Source organism: Mucilaginibacter sp. P5_A6 (genome assembly GCF_056400585.1).
This window is the reverse complement of the sequence record NZ_JBFUKZ010000008.1, coordinates 173994-197376: the sequence shown is the minus strand read 5'-3', so window position 1 is coordinate 197376 and position 23383 is coordinate 173994. Positions and strand designations below refer to the sequence as shown.

The following is a 23383-nucleotide window of genomic DNA, read 5'->3' as shown; positions in this document are numbered from 1 at the left end:
GGGTATTTAATTGTAAAACTTAAAATTCTACCTCGCGGACCGAATCCGGGTGGGGTTTCCTGAATTTCACCAGGCACTTTTTTATATAAGTGAAAATATCGTAATCGCTCATCTTTTTCACCTGGCCTATACCGGGGCGGTACATGTTAATAAAGCTGTACAATGAATCGGTCTGCAGGCCGGTAAGCTGGGCTACCCTTTCATCGCTAAAGCGGCTGTCAATATACTTTGCCTGCTCGTCCCTTATCAATACCTGCTTAAATTTATAGGCCCTGCTGTGTTTGTAGGTGAGGGCTGTTATCAGCGGGCTTAAACTGATGGTAACACCCGCGATAGGTATTGGCCCCGAACCTACAGAGGGCCTTATAATATCCTTAAGTTTAGGCGGCGCACTATTAAAATCCTTAGCAAACTCCTTCCGGTTATTGATAGAGTCCTTCACCCTGTTGCGCCGGGCGCTTATGTTTACCTGGTTAAGCTGGATAGTAGCTTGTTCCAGCGGTAAAACCACATCTTTGATTTTTGTTGCATCAACGGGCAGGGTGTACAACTTATAGCCCTGCATCTTTACCTTAATGGTATCCGTCGGTTTTGATATATTGATGCTAAACGCGCCGGCCATATCGCTGATGGCGCTTGAGTTTGTTGATGTTACCCATGCCCCGCTGATGCGTTGCCCGGTAGCTTTATCGGTTACGATGCCGCTTATTTTTTGCCCGTATGAGCAAAGGCAGATACATATACAAGGCATAATAAGCAGGTACCGCATATTTGTAACGATTGGTTTAGTGATCAGTGCATTACAAATGTAACCGGCAGGCAGGTTTGGTAGGTAGGGTTTAACATCTTTTAACTAAGACTTACAAATGGTTATGGCGTATATAATTTACTGGCAGTTTTTATTTCAATGATCGTCTGTATAAACTACACCCTTAATCTTCAGTTTTTGTTTTACTTAATCATTAGTCGTAACTTTATAATCATGGAAGCATATGTTGTATATCCCTCAAAAGCACAGGAAAAAGTTATCAAAGCTTTTTTTGAAGCCTTAAACATTCCTTTCGAAAAAAAAGAAGATGAGGTTTTGCCGCCGCATGTTATAGAAGGTATTGCTAAAGGGCAAGCAGATATTCAGGCTGGCCTTACCGTGAGTTTTGAGGACTTTAAAAAAAGGCTCACCATTTCTAAATGAGCTACAGCATAGTTTTTTCCTTAACTGCTGTAGATACATTTGACTCCATTAAATCTCAGCTATTGGAAAAATGGGGAAGCAGATTTGTTATAAAGCTTGAAAAAAGGACACTTGAAGTACTTGAAATAATTAGTAAATCTCCTTTTATTTTTCAAGGAATTAAACAAGCTCCAAATATTCGTAAAGGTTTCATTCATAAAAACTGCTCTATGTTTTATGAAGTTAAGGAAGATCGAATCGAAATTCTTTTCTTTTGGGATAACAGGCAAGATCCGTTAGTGTAAAAGTAATGGATGAATTAGCTAAAATAGCAGCTCATACTCCGGAATCTATCTCGCTGCCATCACCGCATTGGTAAGCTTCACAAAATCATCCACGCTCAAACGCTCTGCCCTTAAGTCGAGGGTGGCATTATCGGTCATTTTTTCTTTGTTGATGAGGGACGATATAGCGTTGCGCAGGGTTTTGCGGCGCTGGTTAAAACCGGCTTTTACTATCTGCCAAAATAATTTCTCGTCGCAGTCCAGGTTTTCGGCGTCGTTACGGGTAAGGCGGATAACTGCCGAGAGCACTTTGGGCGGTGGGTTAAATACGCCCGCCTTTACGGTGAACAGATACTCAACCTTATAATAGGCCTGCAAAAACACGCTTAGGATGCCGTACTCCTTGCTGCCCGGTTTGGCAGCGCAGCGCTCGGCAACTTCTTTCTGAAACATGCCAACTACTTCAATTACCTGCCGGCGGTTATCAAGCACTTTAAATAGTATCTGCGACGATATGTTGTAAGGGAAGTTACCAATGATAGCTAACGGACCATCAACCACGGTTTTAAAATCCATCTCCAAAAAATCGGCATTGATAAGGCGCGTGCCCAGCTGCGGGTATTTTTTTTTAAGGTAGTGAAACGATTCTTCATCAATATCAATCAGCGATACCTCATACTCCGGTTTCTGCAGTAAAAAATCCGACAGGATCCCCATACCCGGGCCAACTTCGAGCACATGGTTGTACCGGCCTTCGGGTTTAAGGCTGTCGACAATTTTGGCTGCTATATTTTTATCAGTAAGAAAGTGTTGCCCTAAATGTTTTTTTGCCCTTACCAATGTCATTATTAATCAAATATTTGAGCAAATAACGTCATATTTGTGCTTTAATCAGGAACAAATCTTTTATTTGCAAGGAGAAATGGCAGATTTGAGATATGAGATGTGAGATTTGAGACCTGGAATTTGATGTTTAACAGGGTAAAAATCATGGTTTAGCCAGATTGCGTTAGGGATTGAAGTGGATACCTGCCCGGTAGCTAAGGCCATGAGCAGTATGAACGTAAAGCCCGCCCGCAGGGAACGCCCCTGAAAGCATCGGGAAGATATTTGGATTATACAATAAGTACAAAAGAATAAAATAAGCCTGGACGTAATTTCAGGTAACCAATATAAATTCAATCACTGATTTTGATCAGCGAAATCACCACAAAAATCGGTGAAATCATAAAAAATCGGTGAAATCATAAATAAAGAAATGAGCGATAAAATAAAAGTAGGTATCAGCATAGGCGATGTGAATGGCATAGGTTTAGAGATTATTATAAAAACCCTGGCCGATAGTAAAATTTATGATTATTGTACCCCCATTGTTTATGGCCATACCAAAGTAGCATCATTCCACCGTCGTGCTACCAATGTTAGCGAGCTTAATTTTCATGTTATAAATGATCCTTCGCAGGCACAGCCTAAAAAACCCAACATGATTAATTGCTGGGAAGAGGATGTAAAGATTGAGCCGGGTGTAGTATCAGAAGCGGGTGGCAAGTACGCTTTTAAATCACTTGAGCGTGCCGCCTATGATTTAAAGGAGGGCTATATTGATGCCCTGGTTACAGCGCCTATCAATAAGGATAATATCCAGAGCGATCAGTTTAATTTTCCCGGCCATACAGAATACTTGCAGCAAAAGGATGGCGCGGCCGAATCATTAATGTTTTTGGTGAGCGATACCCTGCGCGTTGGTGTGGTTACGGGACATATCCCGATTTCAAAAGTATCTGAAAGCATTACAGCCGATAAAATTGTGGCCAAGCTAAAGCTGATGAACCACAGTTTGCAAAATGATTTCTGGATTCGTAAACCCAAAATAGCGGTGCTGGGCTTAAACCCGCATGCCAGCGATAACGGCCTTATTGGTAACGAAGAGAAAGATACCATTATCCCGGCTATTGAAGAAGCACGTAATAATGATATACTGGCTTTTGGCCCGTACTCGGCCGATGGCTTTTTTGCCAACGGAACTTATTTGCAGTTTGATGCTGTATTGGCTATGTATCACGACCAGGGTTTGATCCCTTTTAAACAGATAGCATTTGAAACCGGCGTTAACTTTACCGCGGGATTAAACTTTGTACGCACCTCGCCAGATCATGGCACCGCGTATGATATTGCCGGCAAAAACCAGGCATCAGAGATCTCTTTCCGCGAGGCGCTATTTACAGCTATCCACATTGTAAAACACCGGAAGGAAACACTGGAACTGAACGAAAACCCACTTGTATTTGCCAAGCTAAGCCGCGATAGGGACTAAAAAAACGGGCGGGTAACTATAATGTTTCAATTTAATTGCCGTTAAGTTAAAACATTTGCTTTGATAATGCATTTACTCCCATAATGAATAATTTCACGGACCGGATACGCTCTATAGATGCCCTTCGTGCTGTTACTATGTTGCTCATGATATTTGTGAATGACCTTGATGGCATCCCGGGTACACCACAATGGCTTAAACATGTTGCAGAAAATGCCGACGGGCTGGGTCTTGCCGATACTATTTTTCCTGCATTTTTATTTATTGTAGGGCTATCTATTCCTTTTGCATTTCAAAACAGGTTAAAAAGTGGTAATTATAAAATACTATCGCGCATAGCAAGCCGGTCGTTCGCGCTGGTATTTATAGGATTTTTCCATGCCAATATGGAAACTTATAATGAGCATACCGCCGTTTTGCCCAAACCGGTATGGGAAAGCCTGGTAACTTTCAGCTTCTTTTTTATATTTTTAGATTACGGTAAAGAAACCAGCAACCTTAAGCGCTACCTGCTGCAGGGCGTAGGGGTTGTGTTATTGATAGTCATGTCTATCCTGTACAAAACCAACGATCCGGGGCATACCTGGCTGCACTTTACCTGGTGGGGAATATTAGGGCTTATAGGCTGGGCTTACCTCCTGTGCGCGCTCATTTATTACTACTCGGGCGGGCATTTATGGATCCAGGCTGCCGCATGGATCTTCTTCATGTTTTTTAATATGGATGTGCACTTTGGGTTCCTTAACTTTTTGGCTCCTGTGCAAAAATATGTATGGATAGCCGGTAATGGCGCTATGCAGGCCTTTACTATGGCAGGGGTATTTGTCTCGGTGTTGTATATGCGCCTAAAGGTCAATAACGAACTTAAAATGCTGTGGGCGGCTCTTGTGCTTATTGCCATTATCCTGTTTAATATGGGCTTTATTGTGCGCTATTTTAGCGGGGGAATCTCCAAAGCGCGCGATACCCCTTCCTGGGTACTGATATGTACAGGGATAAGCCTTATTGTATATGCAATATTTATTTACATAGTCGATTTTAAGCATAAGTACAAGTGGTTTAAGATTATTGAACCCGCGGGCACCAATACTTTTACCTGCTACATAGTGCCGTTTTTGTTTTACCCCATGTATGAAATGAGCAATATTGGCTATCCCGAATACCTGAGCCAGGGCACCGGGGGGCTTATTAAATGTATTGTGTTTGCTTTTGTGATGGTGTGGCTAACGGGGCTGCTGGATAAGATCAATATCAGGCTGAAAATTTAGGTTTTTGGAGGGCGAAAGGGAAAAGGTTAAAGGCGAAAGGTCAAAGACAAAAGGTTTGGCTTCTTTCTCTTAATCAGCCTTGCAATTATAACATATGATATTCGATTTGCAAGGTCACGTCCCCGCAGGGTCTCTCAAAGAGGACCCTGCGGTTGTACTAAGCCCGTATTGTTCACGAAAGCGGCGTTTATGCGAGGTGATCGTGGTACCTCAGGGTCCTCTGTGAGAGACCCCGAGGGGACGGAATACCAGTTTCATTGTCTTGCCCCGCTTTTGCCAAACCTTTTGGTATGTGCTGTACTTTCCTGGTAACGAAATGAATATAATTTATTGAGCAAAATACTATTGTTAGTTTTTACCAGGAGCCCGGTAACTGACAGATTTTTTAGATGCTGCGTCAATATCGGCTGCAGTAAGTAATACAGTCGTTGAAATCTTGACAAGACCTGAACCATTAACTGCTAACCCAACAGCCACCGCAGAAATATCATCAGGGAGTTCTACAATAACATACACATCGTCCGCGCCAAAGGCATAATAAAATGACTCCATTTTACCTCCCATTCCTTCCAGCATTTTTTCAATGGCAGTTCTGCGTCCAGACCCGCCCTCTTGAATTAACCCCTTTGTTCCTTCGGAGTTATAGGTTCCTTTAATCAAATACTTTTTCATGTCTGTTATTTTTGAATTTCCCTACTCTTATGGCTTTTCGGATGCGCCCCGTTTTTAGGATGGTCTCTGGTCTCCATTCGTATTTAGAAACAATATTAGTTTAGAGAATGCTTGTAGTATAGCACATGAGGTTTAGGGCTTGCCGAAGCGGGAAAATAGAAATCCGCTAGCCCGGTTAATAAAGCTAAATTTATAAATAAAAGTTGATGATATGCAGCTAAATTATTAACATCCAGCCCGATATGTAGCCAAATTGGAAAACAAAAAATCCCGTCCCCGCAGGGTCTCTCCAATGCTATTAAGTTAAGCAGTTTTTCACGCAAAGACGCAGAGACGCAAATTGATTTGCTTATTTTTGATTTGCGCCTTAGCCTCTTTGCGTGAAATTATCTCAGGCTGTTTTTTTTAACTTAATAGCATTGGAGAGATCCCGGGGGGACGGAATATTAATGTTTTAGTTATCGTGTTCGACGACCATTTTTAAACCTCGCTGTCAAATCAAACATTCTTATTTTAACGTGCTCAGATTTGTTTGAACAATGAAAGCCTTTAATTTTTCAACCAAAGGCTTTCATTGTTTTGCGGTCCCGGCCGTAGGCTATTAAGCCGTACCAGGGTTAGTTAGATGTCGGAAACCGAAAAGTTTGCTTTTACCGAAAGCGGAAATTGAGTACTCATACTAACATCTTCGTCGCATACCAGCGGATTTGTAAAGTCGGCTGCTTCTTTGATGATTTCTGGCCGTGTTTTTCCATCATCTACTATTACAACCAATTGACGATGTCCGGTAACCGTGTAGGTACTTTTGAGCTGCCACCACATATAAGATGCCCGTGGGTCCTCTGTTTTGGCATTAAAGGTTTTCTTTTTAGTAACCACCTCAGCAAGCGACACTTCTGCCGAAAGCGACAGTGATAGTTTTGCGCCTATATCAATCAGCGATTCCACCTTTAAACCAAGCGAGGCAGAAAATTCCGCACGCGCTCCAACACTTAACGCCACGCCGATGCTCACCGACTCTTCCTGTGAAAAAGGGGTATCAGGCGTAATGGTGCAGCTGGTTACACGTACCCATTGCTGTTTGAATTCTAATTGCTGTTTGGTAAGCCGCTTTTCTCCGATAAACGTCATGCCATAAACAGTCTTTTGCCCTAAAGCTATGGTTTGATCAGGCAAGGGTATTTTCATGATTACCTTTGCAGGCGGTGGAAGCGGAAAGTCATTAATTCCGTTAGGGGCTGGTGGATCCGGCAATAATTTAATTGTTGGCATCGTCATAATAAAGAGTTTTAAGTTGCTGCAAGGTAGCGTGTGGCCATTTTACATAATAGGGTAAAAAACACCTTTTTAGAAGAGAAGAAAAGGGTGTAAGAAAGGTGCTGTTACGCCTGTGGTGGGTGTTATCAGGCATATAATCTATGTCATTGCCGAGTACCGAGCAGCCCCGCTGGAAAAAACAGTAATGACATGTATGGGTACCACAACCTCCTCGTGATCGTCATTGCGAGGAGGTACGACGAAGCAATCCCCAAAATACAGATCGGATTTGCACAGTTACTCTGTAAGTTGGGGATTGCTTCGTGCCTCGCAATGACGGTAGTTTAGGCCATTGATTTAATTTATATTCCGTTGTACGTCATAACGATTTTTTTCAGGTTTTACCTGATGGTTACTCGTATGACGTGGTTGTTGGGTTCTAAAATTAGCGCGTCATTGTTGTTTTTTGCGGTATTTTTCTGGTGGATACTTCCAGTAGTGACATGGTTGTTTGTTGCTTTTTTTCCTATGATTACATTGATCATTTTACTCCCCCTTCGGGGGGGCGGGGGCTTAACCTACCAAATCTTCACTCTTTTTTCCGGATCCAGCCACATTTTATCGCCTTTTTTAATGTGGAAAGCCAGGTAAAACTCGGGTACATCTGTAAATGGCCCGTTTACGCGCATAAAGCCGGGGGAGTGTTCGTTGGTAAGGATCTGGCTGGATAGTGATTCCTGCCTGTCTTGCCCCAGCCAGCCTAAAGCATAACCCAGGAAATAGCGTTGCAATGGTGTAAAGCCATTGATAAGTTTGCCTTCTTTATACTGATCGGTTTTCTTGAACGCATCCAGGCCGATCACTATACCGCCCAAATCGGCAATGTTTTCGCCCTGGGTTGCTTTGCCATTCACGTGCAGCCCGTAAATACTATAGCCGTTAAACTGGTTGATGAGCATTTGCGCACGCTGCGTAAACTTTACCGAATCCTGCGGTAACCACCAGGCTTTTAAATTTCCTTTGGCATCAAACTGCCGGCCCTGGTCGTCAAACCCATGGGTCATTTCGTGGCCGATGGTGGATGCGGCGGCATAGCCGTAAATGATGGCGTCATCAATATTTTCGTCCTTAAAACCCGGAATAGTGAAAATACCGGCAGGCAGCACTATCTCGTTATTTGATGGATTGTAGTAAGCGTTGTAGGTTTGTGGTGTCATTCCCCACTCGGTACGGTCAACAGGTTTGCCTAATTTGGCAGCGTTAAACTTGTGCCACCAGTTATTAGCGCGCATTACATTTAAAGCATAGGGCCCGCGGTTGATCTCCAGGTTCGAGAAATCTTTCCAGTTATCGGGGTAACCAACCTTCGGCATTACCTTGTTAAGCTTGTAATACGCCTTTTCTTTGGTTTGTGGACTCATCCAATCCAGTTTTTCGATGTGTTCCCTGAAGGTTTCACGCATGGCTTCCACCAGTTTTACGTAACGTCCCTTTGTTTTTTCGGGAAAGTATTCCTTTACAAATATTTGCCCTAATACCTCGCCCATTAAACCGTTCTCGGTATCAAGCACGCGTTTCCAGCGGGGCAGTTGTTCTTTGCTGCCATAAATCACCATATCATAAAAGCGAAAAAGCTCCTGGTCGAAAGGTTTGCTTAAATAGGAGCCAAAGGTTGTTACCAGGTTTTTACGCAGGTAATTTTTCCAATCGTTAATACTATAATTGTGCAGTGCTTTGTTGAAAGCGCGGTAATACTCCGGTTGGCCAACTATAACAGTATCCACATTTTTATAATTCATCTTTTCAAATGTTGATTTCCAGTCAACATCCGGCGCCAGCTTGTTTAAACCGGCCAGGGTCATTTTGTTATAGTTGTGGTAAGGGTCGCGCAGGTCTTCCAGTTTGCGGCTGCTATCGGCCAAAGCTGTTTCTAAAGCATAGGTTTTTTTAGCAGCGGCATTTGCAGCATCGGCAGGTAGTCCGCTCAATTTAAAAATGGTTGGTAAGTGTTTCTGCTGATAATCTGTACGGATGGCAACGCTGTGTGCATCTTTGTTGAAATAATAATCGCGGTTTGGCAACCCTATCCCCGATTGGCCTAACTGCAGCATAATCTTATCGCTGTTTTTGCTATCCTGGCCGGCATAAGTACCTAAAGGCGTAGTTACGCCAATTCCGTCAAGGTGGGCAAACTCCTCAACCAGGCTCTTAATATCTTTTATATCATCTATCTTTTTCAGCTCATCCTTAAGCGGAGAAAGGCCTTGCTTTTCAATAGCAGCGGTATCCATCCCGCTGTAATAAAAATCGCCTATTTTTTGCGTGTTGCTGCCTTTGGGGGCATTGGCTTTAACTGCGTCTTCGTTGATCTTTTTCATACGGTCGCGCAGTTCTTCCTGTACTACGTTACCTATACCCCATGCCGCGTAGGCGCCGGGGATGGGGTTTTTCCTGAGCCATGTTCCGTTGGCATATTTAAAAAAATCGTCGCCCGGCCTTATGGTGGTATCCATGTTTTTAATCACCGGATCGTTATCAGCATAAATTTTTGTTTTGTTCTCGCAGGCGGCAAACAGGGTGAGCATTAATGCTCCGGCTAACAACGCAGGAGGCGAAATTTTTTTGATCATAAAATTATTTAAGTGTATAAAAAAAAATACAACGGTTGTATGGAATAATAGAATGCAGGACAACAAATTTATTAAAAAAGACAGTCTTAATAAATACCCTGAAAAAAACCTGCTAAAGAAACATCAAAATAATAACACACTTTTCTGAGCGTATCCAGCCTGATATCAATTTTTCCCGACTCGAGCCTGGCGATATTAATATTGGTTTCGGCCAGAAACTTTTCCTGTGTAACCTGGTTTTGCCTGCGCAGATTTTTGATCTGGAGCGCAATTTTCTTCTTAAATGCCTCGTCGGAGTTAGTAAGGTATTCAAAGTCAGTAAGTAACATGATTTAATAAAATTAATAAAAAAACTGATTTTTGACAGGGGATTCAAAAATAATTAGCGTTAGTATTTAAAGTTCGTGAAAAATATTTGCAATAATAAGGTGTAATTAACTATTTATTTAGGTAAAAATTTGTACCGCGTAACAATTACTGGCAGCGAATTTGTTTATTAAGTTTTGCCCTGCATATGTTCTGTGAAAAAAAATTAAATCACCTACCTGTGAAAAACTTTTTTTGAATTCTCAGACGCCCAAGTTGAGATTTTTTGTTCTTTGTTTTGGGTTTAATCAATAGTTTAAATTAATTAGGGGAAAGGGAGCTTCCAAAAAGGCTCTCTTTTTTTGTTTAATATTTTTTACTATGCATGCATAGTAATTACTATATTTAGATTTTTATAATACTATGCAATTTAAATTTACAGATGAGCAGCTGATGATTAAGCAGGCTGCCCGTGATTTTGCCCAAACCGAATTAAAACCCGGTGTAATTGAGCGCGATGATCACCAGAAATTCCCGGCCGCACAAATAAAAAAGTTAGGAGAGCTTGGCTTTTTAGGGATGATGGTTTCGCCGCAATATGGCGGCAGTGGTATGGATGCCATATCATACGTGCTGGCCATGGAAGAGATCTCGAAGATAGATGCCTCCGCTGCTGTGGTGCTTTCTGTAAATAACTCGTTGATTTGTAGCGGGCTGGAGAAATTTGGAAATGAATTTCAGAAAGAAAAATATTTGGTACCCCTGGCCAGGGGCGAAAAAATAGGCGCTTTCTGCCTTTCGGAACCGGAAGCGGGCTCTGATGCCACATCGCAAAAAACCACCGCTGTTGATATGGGCGATTATTACCTGCTTAATGGCGTAAAAAACTGGATCACCAATGGCGGCACCGCTTCTACCTATATTGTAATGGCCCAAACTGATGTTTCAAAAAAGCATAATGGTATTAATGCCCTTATTGTTGAAAAGGGCATGGAGGGCTTTACAATAGGCCCTAAAGAAAATAAGATGGGCATCCGTGGGTCTGATACGCATTCAATCATGTTTGCTGATGTTAAAGTGCCTAAGGAAAACCGGATCGGGGCAGAAGGATTCGGTTTTAAATTCGCGATGGCTGTGCTGGACGGCGGGCGGATAGGTATTGCCGCGCAGGCTTTAGGGATAGCGGCGGGAGCGCATGAGCTGGCTTTACAATATGCAAAAGAGCGGAAGGCTTTTGGTAAAACCATAGCCGATTTACAGGCCATTCAATTTAAACTGGCAGATATGGCTACCGAAATTGAAGCTGCACGTTTACTTTGCATTAAAGCCGCCTGGTTAAAAGATAATGGATTGCCATATGCCCAGGCCAGCTCAATGGCCAAGCTTTTTGCATCGGATGTAGCTATGCGGGTTACTGTTGAAGCCGTGCAGATTCATGGGGGATATGGCTACGTAAAGGAATACCATGTAGAACGTTTAATGCGGGATGCTAAAATTACCCAGATTTATGAGGGTACATCAGAAATTCAGCGGATTGTCATTTCGCGCGAGGTGTTGAAATAATGGGCCGATTTTTATACTTTTGAAAAAGTATATTAAATTAGTAGACTATTTTTAAATCAACATGAATTTAAAAACCATTATAGCAACCCTATCATGCGCTGTGCTTTTGCAGGCTGCATCGGCTCAAACAAAACTTAAAACAGGTGTTTGGCGCGGTGCGCTTACAACAAAATCGGCTAACGAGATCCCTTTTAATTTTGAGGTTAAAGATACCGCCGGTAAACAACAGCTTGCTATAATTAATGGTGCCGAAAGGTTTAAGGTAACGGATGTTACCTCCAGGGGCGATTCTGTTTTTATACAAATGCCCCTTTTTAATTCGGAATTTAAACTGAAGCTGGATGGTGATAAGCTGAAAGGTAACTGGGTAAGGCACCTGGCCAGCCAGGATTTGCTGGTGCCATTTGCTGCCGAACCCAATACTGCCTGGCGGTTTTTAAAGAACCCTGCAAAACCTGCTTTTAATGCAGGCGGCCGGTGGTCGGCCCTCATTGGCGAAGGTGAGGGGCGGGATACCACCGTAGGTGAATTTAAACAGGTGGGCGATAAGCTAACCGGCACATTTTTAACCACCACCGGCGATTACCGTTACCTGGAAGGAATTGTATCGGGAGATAAGCTTTATCTTTCCTGCTTTGACGGTGGCCATGCCTATACTTTTACCGCAACAATAAAAGATGAACAAACCATTACCGATGGTAAGTTTTACGCTGGTTACTCCTCTGTACAATCATGGGTCGCGGTAAAGGATGCAAACGCCAAACTGCCGGATGCCTATTCATTAACCGCGCTTAAGCCAGGCTTTAAAAAGATAGATTTTAGCTTTAAGGACATCAACGGCAAAACAGTTTCTTTACAGGATGATAAATACAAAAACAAGGTAGTTATTGTACAGATCCTGGGCTCGTGGTGCCCCAACTGTATGGACGAAACCGCTTATATGGTTAACTACTATAAAAAATACCAGCCTAAAGGCGTAGAGGTAGTTGGTTTAGCCTATGAAAGAACTACCGATTTTGCCAAATCGCAAAAGGCCTTACAGCAGGTTAAAAACCGTTTCAACGTGCCTTATGAATTGCTGATAACCGGCTATACCAGCGATAGGGCAGAGACATCAAAAAGTTTGCCTATGCTCTCGAAAGTAGTGGGTTTCCCTACAACCATTATTATTGATAAAAGCGGAGATGTACGTAAGATCCATACCGGCTTTAACGGCCCTGGTACTGGTGAGTATTATACCGTGTTTATTAATGAGTTTGAGAAACTGACAGATGATCTGCTGGCCGAGCCTTCCGGAGCAATAAAGGGGAAGTAATAAAAGAGTGTAATTATAATCCTTCACGTACAGAACGATTAACGATCAAAGAATAATTTATTCTTTAAGAAACTCATCTACGGCCTTTACCGCGTTCTCATACCGGTCATCTCCCGTGCCCGAGATGAGCACATACCTTGCATTGAGGGCGTTCAGTTCCTTGTACCAAACATTCATAAAGTGTTCGCGCATGGTGGGGAAGTTACGCAAGGGGTCATCCTGCCAGGGCAGATCGATATTTAATAATAAATATAAGTCATAAGGATGCTTGGGCAATTCATCCAGTACCTCCTGTGGCGAGCGGCCAAACATCTCGTCGCTCCAGATTTTTACGGTGATGAAAGTAGTATCGCAGATCAGGATCTTATTGGCCTTCGGCAGCAGTTCTTCTTCTAAGGCCAGCTGACCATAAAACATATTGATCTCATCCTGCCAGGTGCAGGGATCAGTGAGTTTTTCGCAATAACCGCGTGCATACTCTGGTACTGCAATGGTATGATAATGCGCAGCCAAATAATCAGACATGGTTGATTTACCTGTTGATTCGGGACCTACTACTGCTATTTTGAGAATGTTGTTCATGAACGAGTTTACCGATGCAAAAGCGGGTAGTCATGCTGAAAACAAGTTCGGCATGACTACCCGCTTTAAATTAAAAACAGATTACCTTTCCAGCTTCGGCACCCTCGTTGGCGTATCTGTACCTGCAACTATGCTGCGCGAGCTTAAAGCAATTGCCCTTATGGTTGATGTGATATTGTTTACATCCAACGAACTGAACTCATCTTTTACGGTATGGTAAAGCTTATCAATATCTATTTGATCTGTTGAAATGGTATGCGCCGGCACACCTACTTCGGCCAGTGAGGCGTTATCGCTGCGATAAAACAGGTCTTGCTCCGGGTACGGATCTGGGTAAAACTTAAAGGTAGTTCCTTCCAGGTTTTTTTGCAGGATCTTACCGAAATCAGATCGTTCAAAGCCGGTAATGAATGCCGAGTTTGTACCAAATTTTGAGGCTTTGCCTATCATTTCGATGTTAAACATCGCCGTCACTTTATCAGGCTCAACCTGGGTTGCAAAATACTGTGAGCCGTATTCACCAATCTCTTCGGCAGTAAAGGCCACAAAAATAAGCGTACGGGCATTGTTGTTTAGTTTTTTATAGTATTTGGCTAATGATAGTACAGCTGTTGTGCCCGATGCATCATCATCGGCGCCATTGGCAATGCTATCACCTTCCATAGGTTTTATGATGCCCAGGTGATCATAGTGGCCCGAGAACACTACATATTCATCCGGCCTGGTTTTACCGGGAATCATGCCGGCAACGTTAAATAAAGGCAACTCTTCACTTTTGGCTTCAAAGCTTACATCAAATGCTGTTACGGCATCAAACCTGCCCAGCACAAATACAACGGGAGTGTTTTTTTTACCTTTGAAGGTAACGCTGCCCCTGCCGCTAACCCCCCGCACACGGTTAAACAGGTCTTTAAACTTAGGGTCAACCAGCACCAGTGTTTTTTTACCACTGCGGGCGATAGCGCCATATTCCTGCCGGAAATTTTTGTCTGCGGTTACCTGTACCACCTGCACATCCGGGCTGGTTGCCCAGCTAAATGATTCGCCGCCTGTGGCAAATGCGCTGTCGGCCACAATGCTTTTGCCATTTATGCTCACCGTGAGCTTAACAGGGGTTGTGCGTACCATGGTAAAATTCTGCCTGAAACTGCTGTTACCTTTTAAGGGCACTAAACCGGCCTGGGTATACTCGCCCTCAATAAATTTAGCTGCTTTTTCAATGCCCGGCGTAAAGGTGGCCCTGCCCTGCATATCATCGGCAGATAAGGTTTTAATGATGCGGGCAACATCATCCTGACCGATCAGTTTATTTACGTCCTGCGCAAAGCCGCAGGTTGATACAGCTAATAAAGCTGCTGCTAATAAGGTTTTTTTCATGGCTATTTGACTTTTGATTGTAACCAATTGTTACGGAAGGTTTCCTGCTCTTTTGATAGTTGTTTACCTGCTTTTTCGAAAGGTACTACTTCAAAATTAGGGTTTTCTTCTAATACAATGGTTGCTTCATGGCTCCCGGTGCGGTTTTTATAATTTACGGTAAGCTTATCTCCCGGTTTTTTCCCGCTCAGCTGATCGTCAAACCCTTTCTGATCTTTAATATCAACACCGTTAACTTTTAAAATAACATCACCTGCATCAAGCCCTGCCTTGTAAACCGGCGATCCGATTATGGTGCTTGATAATATAGGTAAACCCTCGGCATTGGCGGCACGCGCCTGCCCCGACCTTCCGCGACCGGCAGTGGTTGCCAATGAACCTGCCCATCCTTTACCGGGATCGGCCTTGCGCAATGCCAAACCGGCTTTAGCCAGCAGTTCTTCATAATTGTTTTTTTCGATGCCGGTAATATATTTCTTAAAAAAATCGGCCGCGAATTTAGGGTTGTTGGTTACTTTGGCAAGGTCGGTTTGCAAATCCGGCACGGTGTAGGGCTTCATAACCTTGCCCCGGCTTAGCCAAACCTGGCGCATGTAATCATCCAGCGTCATATTAAAATCACTGCGCAGGCGTAAATCAAGGGCGAGAGCTATGGCGCCGCCGTAAGTATAATAGCTTGTAAAATCGTTGGCATTATTGTTCGGGTCGATAGATACCCCTGCATCAGCAAATACTGAGTAGCGGCTCATTTGTGTAGCCGGATATTTAGCGGCAGCGGGAGTATTGAGTATTTGGTTGATTAAGCCAGCCAAAGTACCGGTATAATCATCAAGATCAACAAAACCCGACCGTACCAGCAGCAGTTCGCCATAATATTGCGTAAACCCTTCGGCAAACCAGAGCTCGCTGCTCATGTTGGCATGCTCAAAATTAAATGGCTCCAATGATTTTGGGCGGATGCGCTTTACATTCCAGCTGTGGAAGTATTCGTGGGCGTATACACCTAATAATCTTTTCTCCAACCCTTCAACCTTTGGCGCGGGGATAGTGATACAAGTAGAATTGCGGTGTTCCATACCGTCGCCCGATGTGGTTGGGTAAATATCGCTGATGAAAGTGTACTCGCCATAATCATAGGCAGGCAGTTCGCCAAAAACAGCTTTTTCTTCCAATACCATTTTAGCCACCATTTTACCGAAGTTATCAATCACCTGCTGATTGTCGTCGGAGTGGACGGTCAGGTTTATCTTCAGTTTTTTATTATCGGTGTTCACCACATCCCAGCTGCTGACTTTATGATCCGACAGCTCGGTAGGGCAATCCATCATGTATTGCAGGTTGGGCGCGCTGTAAACGTTGCTGCCTTCGTGCTTAAGCTGGGTGGCAACACGCCATCCGTACTTTTCCAGGTCGTTAAACTGGAAAGTTACCGGTCTTTTCTCCTGGCCTACAACCCACATAAAGGTGGCCGGCATATTGAGGTGGGCGTGGCTGGGATCAATACTGGCATAGGTTCCGTCTGTCCAGTTGCCAAATAGGGTATAGCTTACTTTTACGGTTGCCGGGTGTTCTTCTATTTCGTACAGGTCACCTTCCAGCTGCTTAAGTTCAAGTGCTTTACCCTCTACATTGGTGGCTTTTACGTTATAAATATTTTTACCAAACTCATGGGTGGCATAGCGCCCGGCTGACGAACGGCTCATGCGCAACAGCATTTTATCCGGCGCTTGCGGAATGGTTATGGTTATCTCGGCCTCGTGGTGGGCAGCGTTAGGGAACGATATGGAATAATAAATGGCTTTTGGTGCATCCTGCTGTGCGCTCACTGCGGTAGCAAACAAGGTAGCAAAGGCGAGTAGAAATGATCTTTTCATGTAATCCTGGTTATCAGGGCTGAAAATACAACTAATCGGGGAAATGTATTATATCTTATTGATTTCGGATTTATTTGTTTTGTCCTTTCAGACGACCCTAATACTGACAAACCAAGAAAGTTTTCACGCAAAGCTTGTTTAGGTTATCTGACGGATCAATTAGAAGAAGGTGTATCCTTTGTCTTTCATCTTTTTTCCTTCATCCAACTCCGTGACATGTTTATATCTTTTGTTGAAAGTTGCATCGCATCACAAATATAATAAACACATTACATAACTTTTTGTTAATCACTTATCGACCCGGGTAATTCACATAAAAACGCCTTTAACAGAATACCGGGCTAATTATGCGTACCTTTAAAGAAATTCTTTAACCTCATGATCCTTTTTTCAAGAAGAAACTTACACTATTCCGATTACAAGTGGACAAGCTATACCACAAACGATCCGCGCGTGAACGGTAAACCGGATGCAACTCCTTTTGCTAAGGATGAGGGTAACGAAATTGTGTATTTAATAAATAAACTAATGATATTATGGGACTACCGTTTTGCCAATACCGGCAATAAAATGGAAAAGCTCATTCACGATAAACTGCCGCCAGAAGTTACTACCCAGGAGGACGTGCAGCTGTGGCTAAAAGCAAATCTGAAGTTTTAGCGTTGGTTAATTAGGTGAATGGTTGTTAAGTTGGTTTATGCTTCAAATAGCCCACATTTTAACCATTCACTACTCACCATTCACTACTCACCACTCACCGGCTCACTCCTTTTTAAAATCATAAGGGTTATACTCTACAAAATCGGCTACTTTAACCCTTACCCCTGTTACCTTACCGTTTTGCACTGTAAACGGGAAAACAGCTTTACCCAAAGTAACATCCGAAAAAGTAACGTAAAAGCGATTGCCCCCTAATGGCTGCAGTTTGGCGAACATTTTTGGATGGTGTTCAAAACGCATCTCCAGGTCATTGTTTTCGCCCTGCGTAACTGTCATTGTACCATAAAGGCTGTTGGTGTATTTGCCGATATAATCGCCTGCAGATAATGATGGGCGAAGATTTAACAATACCGAATCGCGTAACTTCTTGTCTGTTGCCTGGGCATTGGCCGCCCTGGTTTTAAAATCTCTTAAGTAAGCATCACTATAATTACGGTAACCCTGCCCAAAATAGGCATCAAGAATTTCCCAGCGCAGCGCCTCAAAAAACAGGTTCTGATCGGTATTGGTTAGTATGATGATACCCAAATTATCCTTTGGCGATAGTGTTACCGACGACAGGTAACCGTTTACCCCTCCATCATGCATCACCAACCGGTGGCCCGAGTAGTCCTGGATGAACCAGCCCAAACCATATAGCTCAAAGTTATCTTCGCCATTTAAATGATGAACGCTGCTAACAATATCCTGTGGTTGCCTGGTGGCTTGTATCGCCGCCGATGGAATCACCTGCCTGTTGCCAACTTTGCCGTCATTTAGCAAAGCCATTACCCATTTGCTCATATCATTTACCGATGAACTGATGCCCCCCGCGGGTGCAAGCCCATCTATCTGGCAATAAGGTATGGCAGTAAGGCGGCCATCGGTAAGCGAATGCGGTACAGTGCGGTTTAATGATTTTGGCAAATCTGCCGTTAGGGCAAGGGTGTTGCTCATGCCCAGCGGGGCAAAAATATTTTCTTTGAGGTACACTTCCCAGGGTTTGCCGGTTACCTTCGGGATGATTTGCCCGGCGGTTAAAAATGCCGCGTTGGTATATCCCCATTTGGTACGAAAGGCATAGGGCGCCTTAATTTGCCCTAATTTTTTAATAACCTCATCGCGTGTAAGGTTGGTGTTGTAAAAAGTAAAATCGCCCTGGAAGGTTCGTAAACCCAGGCGGTGGCACAACAAATCGCGCACTATTGCCTCCTCACCGGCCGGTTTATTATCAAGTTTAAACTCGGGTATATATTTGGTTACCTTATCATCCAATGAAAGCTTGCCATTGGCCTGCAGCATGGCCAGGGCGGTAGCCGTGAAAGCCTTGGTGTTGCTGCCTATCATAAACAGCGTATTTATATCAACATTATTGGGCAGGCCAAGTTCTTTGATGCCATAGCCTTTCATGAGTACTATTTTGTTATCCTTAACAATGCAAACCGCAACACCCGGAATACGCCAGTTGGTTAGCGCCCGGCTTACATACAGATCAAGGCTATCCTTAATAAATTTGCTTCTGTTGGCATGTTGAGCCAGGGTAATGTTTATAAACGAAATGCAAAAGATGACAGGTAGAAGTATTTTTTTCATTACACAGTTTTTATACTTTGTTAATGTACTAAATTAACGCAAAATTTACGGCGGCATTGCTTATTCTCAAAATAATGCCGCACACATCATTCAAAGTATAATTATATGAGATTTTACCGTTCGGGATCGTTATTCCTGTTGATCGTTTTGTTCGTTTTTAGCAGCAGTTGGGTTAAAGCACAACGCGCGCTTACCCATTGGGCAAACAATGGCTACCAGTATTATAAAATTACAGGCGGCGAAATAGCCGTTTATGATACCCGTGATACCAGTAAAAAAACAATTTGGATAAGCAGCGCCATGCTTACTCCCAACGGAGGCAAGCCAATTGGCATAAAAAGATTTACCGTATCTGATGATGGTAAAAAAGTGCTCATCAACACCAATACAAAAAAAGTATGGCGTTATGATACCCGGGGCGATTACTGGGTTTTTGATACCGGTACACAAAAGCTTTGGCAGCTTGGTAAAAGCCTGCCCGAATCATCGCTGATGTTTGCCAAGCTTTCGCCGGATGGCAGCAAGGCGGCTTATGTAAGCGGGCATAATATTTATGCAGAGGATTTGGCGGGTGGTACTGTTAAACAATTAACAACCGATGGCAGTACCCATGTAATCAATGGTACTTTTGATTGGGCGTATGAAGAAGAATTTGGTTGCCGCGATGGGTTTCGCTGGTCGCCGGATAGCCGCAACATCGCTTACTGGAAAATAAACGCCACCAAAATTAAAAGCTATTTAATGCTGAACACCACAGATTCTATTTACCCATTTGTAGTGCCGGTTGAGTACCCGGTTGCGGGCGAAGATCCAAGTTCGGCAAAAATTGGCGTAGTTGATATTAATACAGCTGCAACCAAATGGATAGATATACCCGGCGATGCCGTACAGCATTACATCCCCCGTATGGAGTGGAGCTTAAACCCGAACGAAATTATCCTGGAGCAGTTGAACCGGGCGCAAACCGAGAGCCGTGTGTTTATTGGCAATGTATCAAACGGAAAAACCCGCATCATCCGCGAAGAAAAAAGTGATTCATGGATTGATGGTAAGGAACGCTGGAATAATGGCGACCCGATTGGCTGGGAGTGGATAAACAAAGGCAAAGACTTTTTGTGGGTGAGCGAAAAAGACGGCTGGAAACATATTTACCGTGTTAGCCGCGAAGGCAAAGAAACCCTGATCACCAAAGGCGATTATGATGTAATAACCGTGAGTTTGATTGATGAGGCCGGGGGCTATATCTATTTTATGGCTTCGCCGGATAATGCTACCCAGAAATATTTATACCGCATAAAGATAGCCGGCGGCAAAGCTGAGCGCGTTTCGCCTGCCGATGAACCGGGAACGCATGGTTATGATATTTCGCCAAACGGAAAGGTTGCCTTGCACAATTTTAGCAACAGCTATACCCAGCCTGTTAGCGAGGTGGTAAGCCTGCCCAACCATAAACATATTGGCGGCAATATGATTGTGCTGAACAAAGATGCCAAAAACAAGCCCGAATTTTTCAAAGTAAAAACGGCCGATGGCATCGAGATGGATGGCTGGATGATGAAACCAACCAATTTCGATCCTAATAAAAAATACCCGGTTGTATTTACCGTTTATGGCGAGCCTGCCGGGCAAACTGTTATCGATACCTGGGGTGCGGGCCGCAATGGCTTATACGTGGGCAGCATGGCCGATGACGGGTATATCTACATGTCAGTTGAGGGGCGTGGTGCACCAGCGCCAAAGGGCACAGCATGGCGCAAGGCGATCTATAAAAATATTGGTATCATCAACATCCGCGACCAGGCAATGGCTGCCAAAGAAATTCTGAAATGGCCTTTTGTTGATTCAACCCGTATAGCAGTACACGGCTGGAGCGGCGGCGGGTCATCAACCCTAAACCTGATGTTCCAGTTTCCGGAAATTTATAAAACAGGGATAGCCGTTGCGGCAGTGGGCGACCAGCTAACTTATGATAATATTTACCAGGAGCGCTACATGGGTGTGCCGGTTAACGACGAAGGCCGTGCCGCGTTTATTAAAGGTTCGCCGGTTACGTATGCTAAAAACCTGCGTGGCAACCTGCTGTACATTCACGGTACGGGCGATGATAACGTGCACTACAAAAATGCCGAAGAGCTGATAAACGAGCTGGTAAAATATAACCGCCAGTTTGAGCTGATGGCATACCCCAACCGTACGCATGGTATTTTTGAAGGACCGGGCACAACGTTGCACCTGCGTACTATGTTTACCAAATATTTAAAAGAGCATTGCCCTCCGGGCGGGAGATAGATCGTTGGTTTACAAAAAGGAGGCTGTCACGTAGGGTTGTGAACAGCCTCTTTTTTTTGCCATTTATTGGGGAAGGTGGGATGGTGAAGAACTTTTTTTTATAGGAAATTCTCTGAATCCCAATTTACTTTTGATACAGCTTCATTTTACAATTTATGAAATAATAAGCTTACCCTATTGTCGGGCAAATGTCAATCCATCCACCGTAACAGTACTTATTTTACCCAGTTCATCAATGCTGAAACTGGCGGTAACCTTACCATACTCCTTGCGTGCATACGGTCCCCTAAAGGTGTCGTAATTCCAGCAGGTGGCCTGGGCGGTAAGGAATTGATTTATATTAAACGATAATACTTCCCCGGCTACAGTGATCACCACCGAGCCATAAAGCGGATCGGAATAGGTACCCGCATAAGCTTTAATATCCAGCGTTGGATGTGTCCCCATCACCCGTTTTGCTTCGTAATCTTTTTCGGCCTTTTCACCCTTGGCTCTGATGCCGGTATACAGGGTTTGAAATTCCCTGCTCCAATCCCTGTTGCCGCCCAATGAAAAATAATCAAATGTTTTAAACATCAGCGCGTGGCGCAGCTCGGCATGATCCAGGTTGGCCAGTATATATACGCCTATCTTCTTATCTACTATCATCCCATTGATAGCTATCAGCCCGGTAAGGCTTCCGGTATGAAAATCTATCTTCTGCCCCTGGTAATCCTGCTGGAACCAGCCCATGCCGTATGTTACCCAATGTGGTTTGGTAATGCGCGCGGTGGGGTAAAAGTCACTTTCGGATACAAATGCCTGTGGCTTGAGCAGCATAGCCCAGCTTTCGGGCTTCAGCAGGCGCTGATTTCCATATTTGCTGCTATCCAGCATGCAATTTACCCATTTGGCCATATCATCCACGCATGACCATACGCCCCCTGCCGGGGCAATTGCGTTGTTAGTGTCTTTTTCCACTACAATAATGGCGCTATCAACCTTAACATGCGTGGAGGTTTGGTTTGGTATGCCTTTCGATTTTGCAAAAGTAGGCACCGTACGGGTCATTTTTAGTGGCGTAAAGATCCTTTTCTGTATAAAAGTTTCCCATGGCATGCCACTGGCTTTTTCAATTACCTTGCCCGCGGCCAGGTAAAATATATTCTGATAAACAAAGCCTGCCCTAAAACCATACTGGGGCTTCACCAGCCGCATACGATGCAAAACTTCGTCAGATGATATATCCATGATTCCCCATAAATAATCGGTATTACCTACACCGCTGTCATGCAGAAACAGGTCGCGAACGGTGAGCTCACGGGTAACATAAGGATCATAAAGCCTGAAATCGGGCAGGTAATCAATAACCTTATCATCCCACTGCAGTTTGCCCTCATCAACCAGCATAGCAGCGCAGGCAGCTGTCATGGCCTTTGTTGTGGATGCAATGCCAAAGATGGTTTGTGTATCAACCTTGCCGGGCTTGTTTAGCTCGCGCACGCCATAACCTTTGGCAAATATTACATGCCCATCTTTCACCACTGCAATGGCCAGGCCGGGTACATGCCAATCGGTAACGGCCTGTTGTACATAATTGTCAAACGCTTTAATATCGGGAGTAGTTTGCGCCAGTGATATGGCTGGGAGCAGGCATGCAAAAAGAAAGCCATTTAAAAATTTCATGGTATTATGGTAAGGTTTTAAGCCATGAATATAGTCATAAAAAAATACTCCTTGCAAGCGCAAGGAGTATTCATTTATAATTGGTTAAAAAAACTATGATTAATAACTGTTGGTTGCGTCTTCCCCATTCTCCGTATAATTGAAGGATTCGCTTGCTTTTGCAGATTTAACCAGGTCGGTATCAAAATCGCTTTTGCGGCCAAGTATAGTGAAGTTTTCGGCAACTACCTCGGTGGTGTATTTCTTAACGCCATCCCTATCCTCGAACGACCGGGTTCGCAGCTTACCTTCAATATAAACCAGTTTGCCCTTTTGTAAAAATTTGGCAGCCACATCTGCAAGCCCACGCCACATTACAATATTATGCCATTCGGTTTGTTCAATTTTGCGGCCATCCTTATTGAAACTTTCAGAAGTAGCTAACGGAAAGCTGGTTACAGACACGCCTCCATCTAAAATTCGCAACTCCGGATCCTTGCCTAAATGGCCAACAAGGATAACTTTATTTATTCCTGACATGCCCT

At 43.8% G+C, this 23383-nt stretch carries 20 protein-coding genes; 8 read left to right on the top strand and 12 right to left on the bottom strand.

The window, feature by feature from the left end:
• Positions 1–19 precede the first annotated feature (19 nt).
• Positions 20–769, bottom strand: a complete 750-nt coding sequence (locus tag AC1DO4_RS11050) for a carboxypeptidase-like regulatory domain-containing protein (RefSeq protein ID WP_477415740.1) — start codon at positions 767–769, stop codon at positions 20–22.
• A 213-nt stretch (positions 770–982) separates the two neighbouring features.
• Between AC1DO4_RS11050 and AC1DO4_RS11045 the strand changes: the two genes are divergently transcribed.
• Positions 983–1192, top strand: coding sequence for a DUF2683 family protein (locus AC1DO4_RS11045; protein WP_477415738.1), 210 nt, complete (start codon positions 983–985; stop codon positions 1190–1192).
• The gene (locus AC1DO4_RS11040; RefSeq protein ID WP_477415736.1) at positions 1189–1476 is read left to right on the top strand and encodes a type II toxin-antitoxin system RelE/ParE family toxin; all 288 of its coding nucleotides are present in this window, start codon (positions 1189–1191) and stop codon (positions 1474–1476) included. The genes AC1DO4_RS11045 and AC1DO4_RS11040 overlap by 4 nt, the downstream gene beginning before the upstream one ends.
• Positions 1477–1521: 45 nt before the next feature.
• On the opposite strand, the gene rsmA is transcribed toward AC1DO4_RS11040, so the two are convergent.
• The gene (rsmA, locus tag AC1DO4_RS11035; protein ID WP_477415734.1) at positions 1522–2301 is read right to left on the bottom strand and encodes a 16S rRNA (adenine(1518)-N(6)/adenine(1519)-N(6))-dimethyltransferase RsmA; all 780 of its coding nucleotides are present in this window, start codon (positions 2299–2301) and stop codon (positions 1522–1524) included.
• 412 nt (positions 2302–2713) lie between these two features.
• Between rsmA and pdxA the strand changes: the two genes are divergently transcribed.
• Positions 2714–3769 (top strand): 4-hydroxythreonine-4-phosphate dehydrogenase PdxA, encoded by a 1056-nt coding sequence (pdxA, locus tag AC1DO4_RS11030; RefSeq protein ID WP_477415732.1) that lies wholly within the window; start codon positions 2714–2716, stop codon positions 3767–3769.
• A gap of 83 nt (positions 3770–3852) precedes the next feature.
• Entirely contained in the window at positions 3853–5037 is a 1185-nt protein-coding gene (locus AC1DO4_RS11025) for a heparan-alpha-glucosaminide N-acetyltransferase domain-containing protein (protein ID WP_477415730.1), read from the top strand.
• Positions 5038–5385: 348 nt separating this feature from the next.
• Here the strand turns inward: AC1DO4_RS11025 and AC1DO4_RS11020 are convergent, their stop codons facing one another.
• From AC1DO4_RS11020 to AC1DO4_RS11005, 4 genes are all read right to left on the bottom strand, one after another.
• The gene (locus tag AC1DO4_RS11020) at positions 5386–5709 is read right to left on the bottom strand and encodes a GYD domain-containing protein (RefSeq protein WP_477415728.1); all 324 of its coding nucleotides are present in this window, start codon (positions 5707–5709) and stop codon (positions 5386–5388) included.
• Positions 5710–6330: 621 nt separating this feature from the next.
• Positions 6331–6981: a hypothetical protein gene (locus tag AC1DO4_RS11015; RefSeq protein WP_477415726.1), complete on the bottom strand. Its 651-nt coding sequence runs from the start codon at positions 6979–6981 to the stop codon at positions 6331–6333.
• A gap of 563 nt (positions 6982–7544) precedes the next feature.
• Entirely contained in the window at positions 7545–9596 is a 2052-nt protein-coding gene (locus tag AC1DO4_RS11010; RefSeq protein WP_477415724.1) for a M13 family metallopeptidase, read from the bottom strand.
• 86 nt (positions 9597–9682) lie between these two features.
• Positions 9683–9925: a helix-turn-helix domain-containing protein gene (locus AC1DO4_RS11005; RefSeq protein WP_477402731.1), complete on the bottom strand. Its 243-nt coding sequence runs from the start codon at positions 9923–9925 to the stop codon at positions 9683–9685.
• Positions 9926–10325: 400 nt separating this feature from the next.
• On the opposite strand from AC1DO4_RS11005, the gene AC1DO4_RS11000 reads away from it, so the two are divergent.
• Together AC1DO4_RS11000 and AC1DO4_RS10995 are read left to right on the top strand one after the other, a co-directional pair.
• Entirely contained in the window at positions 10326–11465 is a 1140-nt protein-coding gene (locus AC1DO4_RS11000) for an acyl-CoA dehydrogenase (protein WP_477415722.1), read from the top strand.
• A gap of 61 nt (positions 11466–11526) precedes the next feature.
• Positions 11527–12780 (top strand): peroxiredoxin family protein, encoded by a 1254-nt coding sequence (locus tag AC1DO4_RS10995; RefSeq protein ID WP_477415720.1) that lies wholly within the window; start codon positions 11527–11529, stop codon positions 12778–12780.
• Between the two features lie 57 nt (positions 12781–12837).
• Here the strand turns inward: AC1DO4_RS10995 and AC1DO4_RS10990 are convergent, their stop codons facing one another.
• The 3 genes from AC1DO4_RS10990 to AC1DO4_RS10980 form a co-directional block, all read right to left on the bottom strand.
• The gene (locus tag AC1DO4_RS10990; RefSeq protein WP_477415718.1) at positions 12838–13362 is read right to left on the bottom strand and encodes an AAA family ATPase; all 525 of its coding nucleotides are present in this window, start codon (positions 13360–13362) and stop codon (positions 12838–12840) included.
• Between the two features lie 81 nt (positions 13363–13443).
• Positions 13444–14739 carry a M20/M25/M40 family metallo-hydrolase gene (locus AC1DO4_RS10985; protein WP_477415716.1) on the bottom strand — a complete coding sequence of 432 codons (1296 nt, stop codon included), beginning with the start codon at positions 14737–14739 and terminating at the stop codon, positions 13444–13446.
• A 2-nt stretch (positions 14740–14741) separates the two neighbouring features.
• Positions 14742–16613, bottom strand: a complete 1872-nt coding sequence (locus AC1DO4_RS10980) for a M61 family metallopeptidase (RefSeq protein ID WP_477415714.1) — start codon at positions 16611–16613, stop codon at positions 14742–14744.
• A gap of 378 nt (positions 16614–16991) precedes the next feature.
• On the opposite strand from AC1DO4_RS10980, the gene AC1DO4_RS10975 reads away from it, so the two are divergent.
• The gene (locus AC1DO4_RS10975) at positions 16992–17273 is read left to right on the top strand and encodes a hypothetical protein (RefSeq protein WP_477415712.1); all 282 of its coding nucleotides are present in this window, start codon (positions 16992–16994) and stop codon (positions 17271–17273) included.
• A 102-nt stretch (positions 17274–17375) separates the two neighbouring features.
• On the opposite strand, the gene AC1DO4_RS10970 is transcribed toward AC1DO4_RS10975, so the two are convergent.
• A complete protein-coding gene (locus AC1DO4_RS10970; protein WP_477415710.1) occupies positions 17376–18905 on the bottom strand; it encodes a serine hydrolase in 1530 nt (509 codons plus the stop codon).
• A gap of 105 nt (positions 18906–19010) precedes the next feature.
• On the opposite strand from AC1DO4_RS10970, the gene AC1DO4_RS10965 reads away from it, so the two are divergent.
• Entirely contained in the window at positions 19011–21194 is a 2184-nt protein-coding gene (locus AC1DO4_RS10965) for a S9 family peptidase (protein ID WP_477415708.1), read from the top strand.
• Positions 21195–21368: 174 nt separating this feature from the next.
• On the opposite strand, the gene AC1DO4_RS10960 is transcribed toward AC1DO4_RS10965, so the two are convergent.
• Positions 21369–22859: a serine hydrolase gene (locus AC1DO4_RS10960; RefSeq protein ID WP_477415706.1), complete on the bottom strand. Its 1491-nt coding sequence runs from the start codon at positions 22857–22859 to the stop codon at positions 21369–21371.
• A 99-nt stretch (positions 22860–22958) separates the two neighbouring features.
• Positions 22959–23378 (bottom strand): single-stranded DNA-binding protein, encoded by a 420-nt coding sequence (locus AC1DO4_RS10955; RefSeq protein WP_477415704.1) that lies wholly within the window; start codon positions 23376–23378, stop codon positions 22959–22961.
• Positions 23379–23383: the final 5 nt, after the last annotated feature.

What these genes read in the sequence shown, in the direction of transcription:
- pdxA (WP_477415732.1), top strand. Translation starts at nt 2,714, where the DNA reads ATGAGCGATAAAATAAAAGTAGGTATCAGCATAGGCGATGTGAATGGC.
- AC1DO4_RS11015 (WP_477415726.1), bottom strand. Translation starts at nt 6,981, where the DNA reads ATGCCAACAATTAAATTATTGCCGGATCCACCAGCCCCTAACGGAATT.
- AC1DO4_RS10960 (WP_477415706.1), bottom strand. Translation starts at nt 22,859, where the DNA reads ATGAAATTTTTAAATGGCTTTCTTTTTGCATGCCTGCTCCCAGCCATA.
- AC1DO4_RS10980 (WP_477415714.1), bottom strand. Translation starts at nt 16,613, where the DNA reads ATGAAAAGATCATTTCTACTCGCCTTTGCTACCTTGTTTGCTACCGCA.
- AC1DO4_RS10970 (WP_477415710.1), bottom strand. Translation starts at nt 18,905, where the DNA reads ATGAAAAAAATACTTCTACCTGTCATCTTTTGCATTTCGTTTATAAAC.
- AC1DO4_RS11000 (WP_477415722.1), top strand. Translation starts at nt 10,326, where the DNA reads ATGCAATTTAAATTTACAGATGAGCAGCTGATGATTAAGCAGGCTGCC.
- AC1DO4_RS10955 (WP_477415704.1), bottom strand. Translation starts at nt 23,378, where the DNA reads ATGTCAGGAATAAATAAAGTTATCCTTGTTGGCCATTTAGGCAAGGAT.
- AC1DO4_RS11005 (WP_477402731.1), bottom strand. Translation starts at nt 9,925, where the DNA reads ATGTTACTTACTGACTTTGAATACCTTACTAACTCCGACGAGGCATTT.
- AC1DO4_RS10990 (WP_477415718.1), bottom strand. Translation starts at nt 13,362, where the DNA reads ATGAACAACATTCTCAAAATAGCAGTAGTAGGTCCCGAATCAACAGGT.
- AC1DO4_RS10965 (WP_477415708.1), top strand. Translation starts at nt 19,011, where the DNA reads ATGAGATTTTACCGTTCGGGATCGTTATTCCTGTTGATCGTTTTGTTC.
- rsmA (WP_477415734.1), bottom strand. Translation starts at nt 2,301, where the DNA reads ATGACATTGGTAAGGGCAAAAAAACATTTAGGGCAACACTTTCTTACT.
- AC1DO4_RS10975 (WP_477415712.1), top strand. Translation starts at nt 16,992, where the DNA reads ATGATCCTTTTTTCAAGAAGAAACTTACACTATTCCGATTACAAGTGG.
- AC1DO4_RS11025 (WP_477415730.1), top strand. Translation starts at nt 3,853, where the DNA reads ATGAATAATTTCACGGACCGGATACGCTCTATAGATGCCCTTCGTGCT.
- AC1DO4_RS10985 (WP_477415716.1), bottom strand. Translation starts at nt 14,739, where the DNA reads ATGAAAAAAACCTTATTAGCAGCAGCTTTATTAGCTGTATCAACCTGC.
- AC1DO4_RS11040 (WP_477415736.1), top strand. Translation starts at nt 1,189, where the DNA reads ATGAGCTACAGCATAGTTTTTTCCTTAACTGCTGTAGATACATTTGAC.
- AC1DO4_RS11020 (WP_477415728.1), bottom strand. Translation starts at nt 5,709, where the DNA reads ATGAAAAAGTATTTGATTAAAGGAACCTATAACTCCGAAGGAACAAAG.
- AC1DO4_RS11045 (WP_477415738.1), top strand. Translation starts at nt 983, where the DNA reads ATGGAAGCATATGTTGTATATCCCTCAAAAGCACAGGAAAAAGTTATC.
- AC1DO4_RS11010 (WP_477415724.1), bottom strand. Translation starts at nt 9,596, where the DNA reads ATGATCAAAAAAATTTCGCCTCCTGCGTTGTTAGCCGGAGCATTAATG.
- AC1DO4_RS11050 (WP_477415740.1), bottom strand. Translation starts at nt 769, where the DNA reads ATGCGGTACCTGCTTATTATGCCTTGTATATGTATCTGCCTTTGCTCA.
- AC1DO4_RS10995 (WP_477415720.1), top strand. Translation starts at nt 11,527, where the DNA reads ATGAATTTAAAAACCATTATAGCAACCCTATCATGCGCTGTGCTTTTG.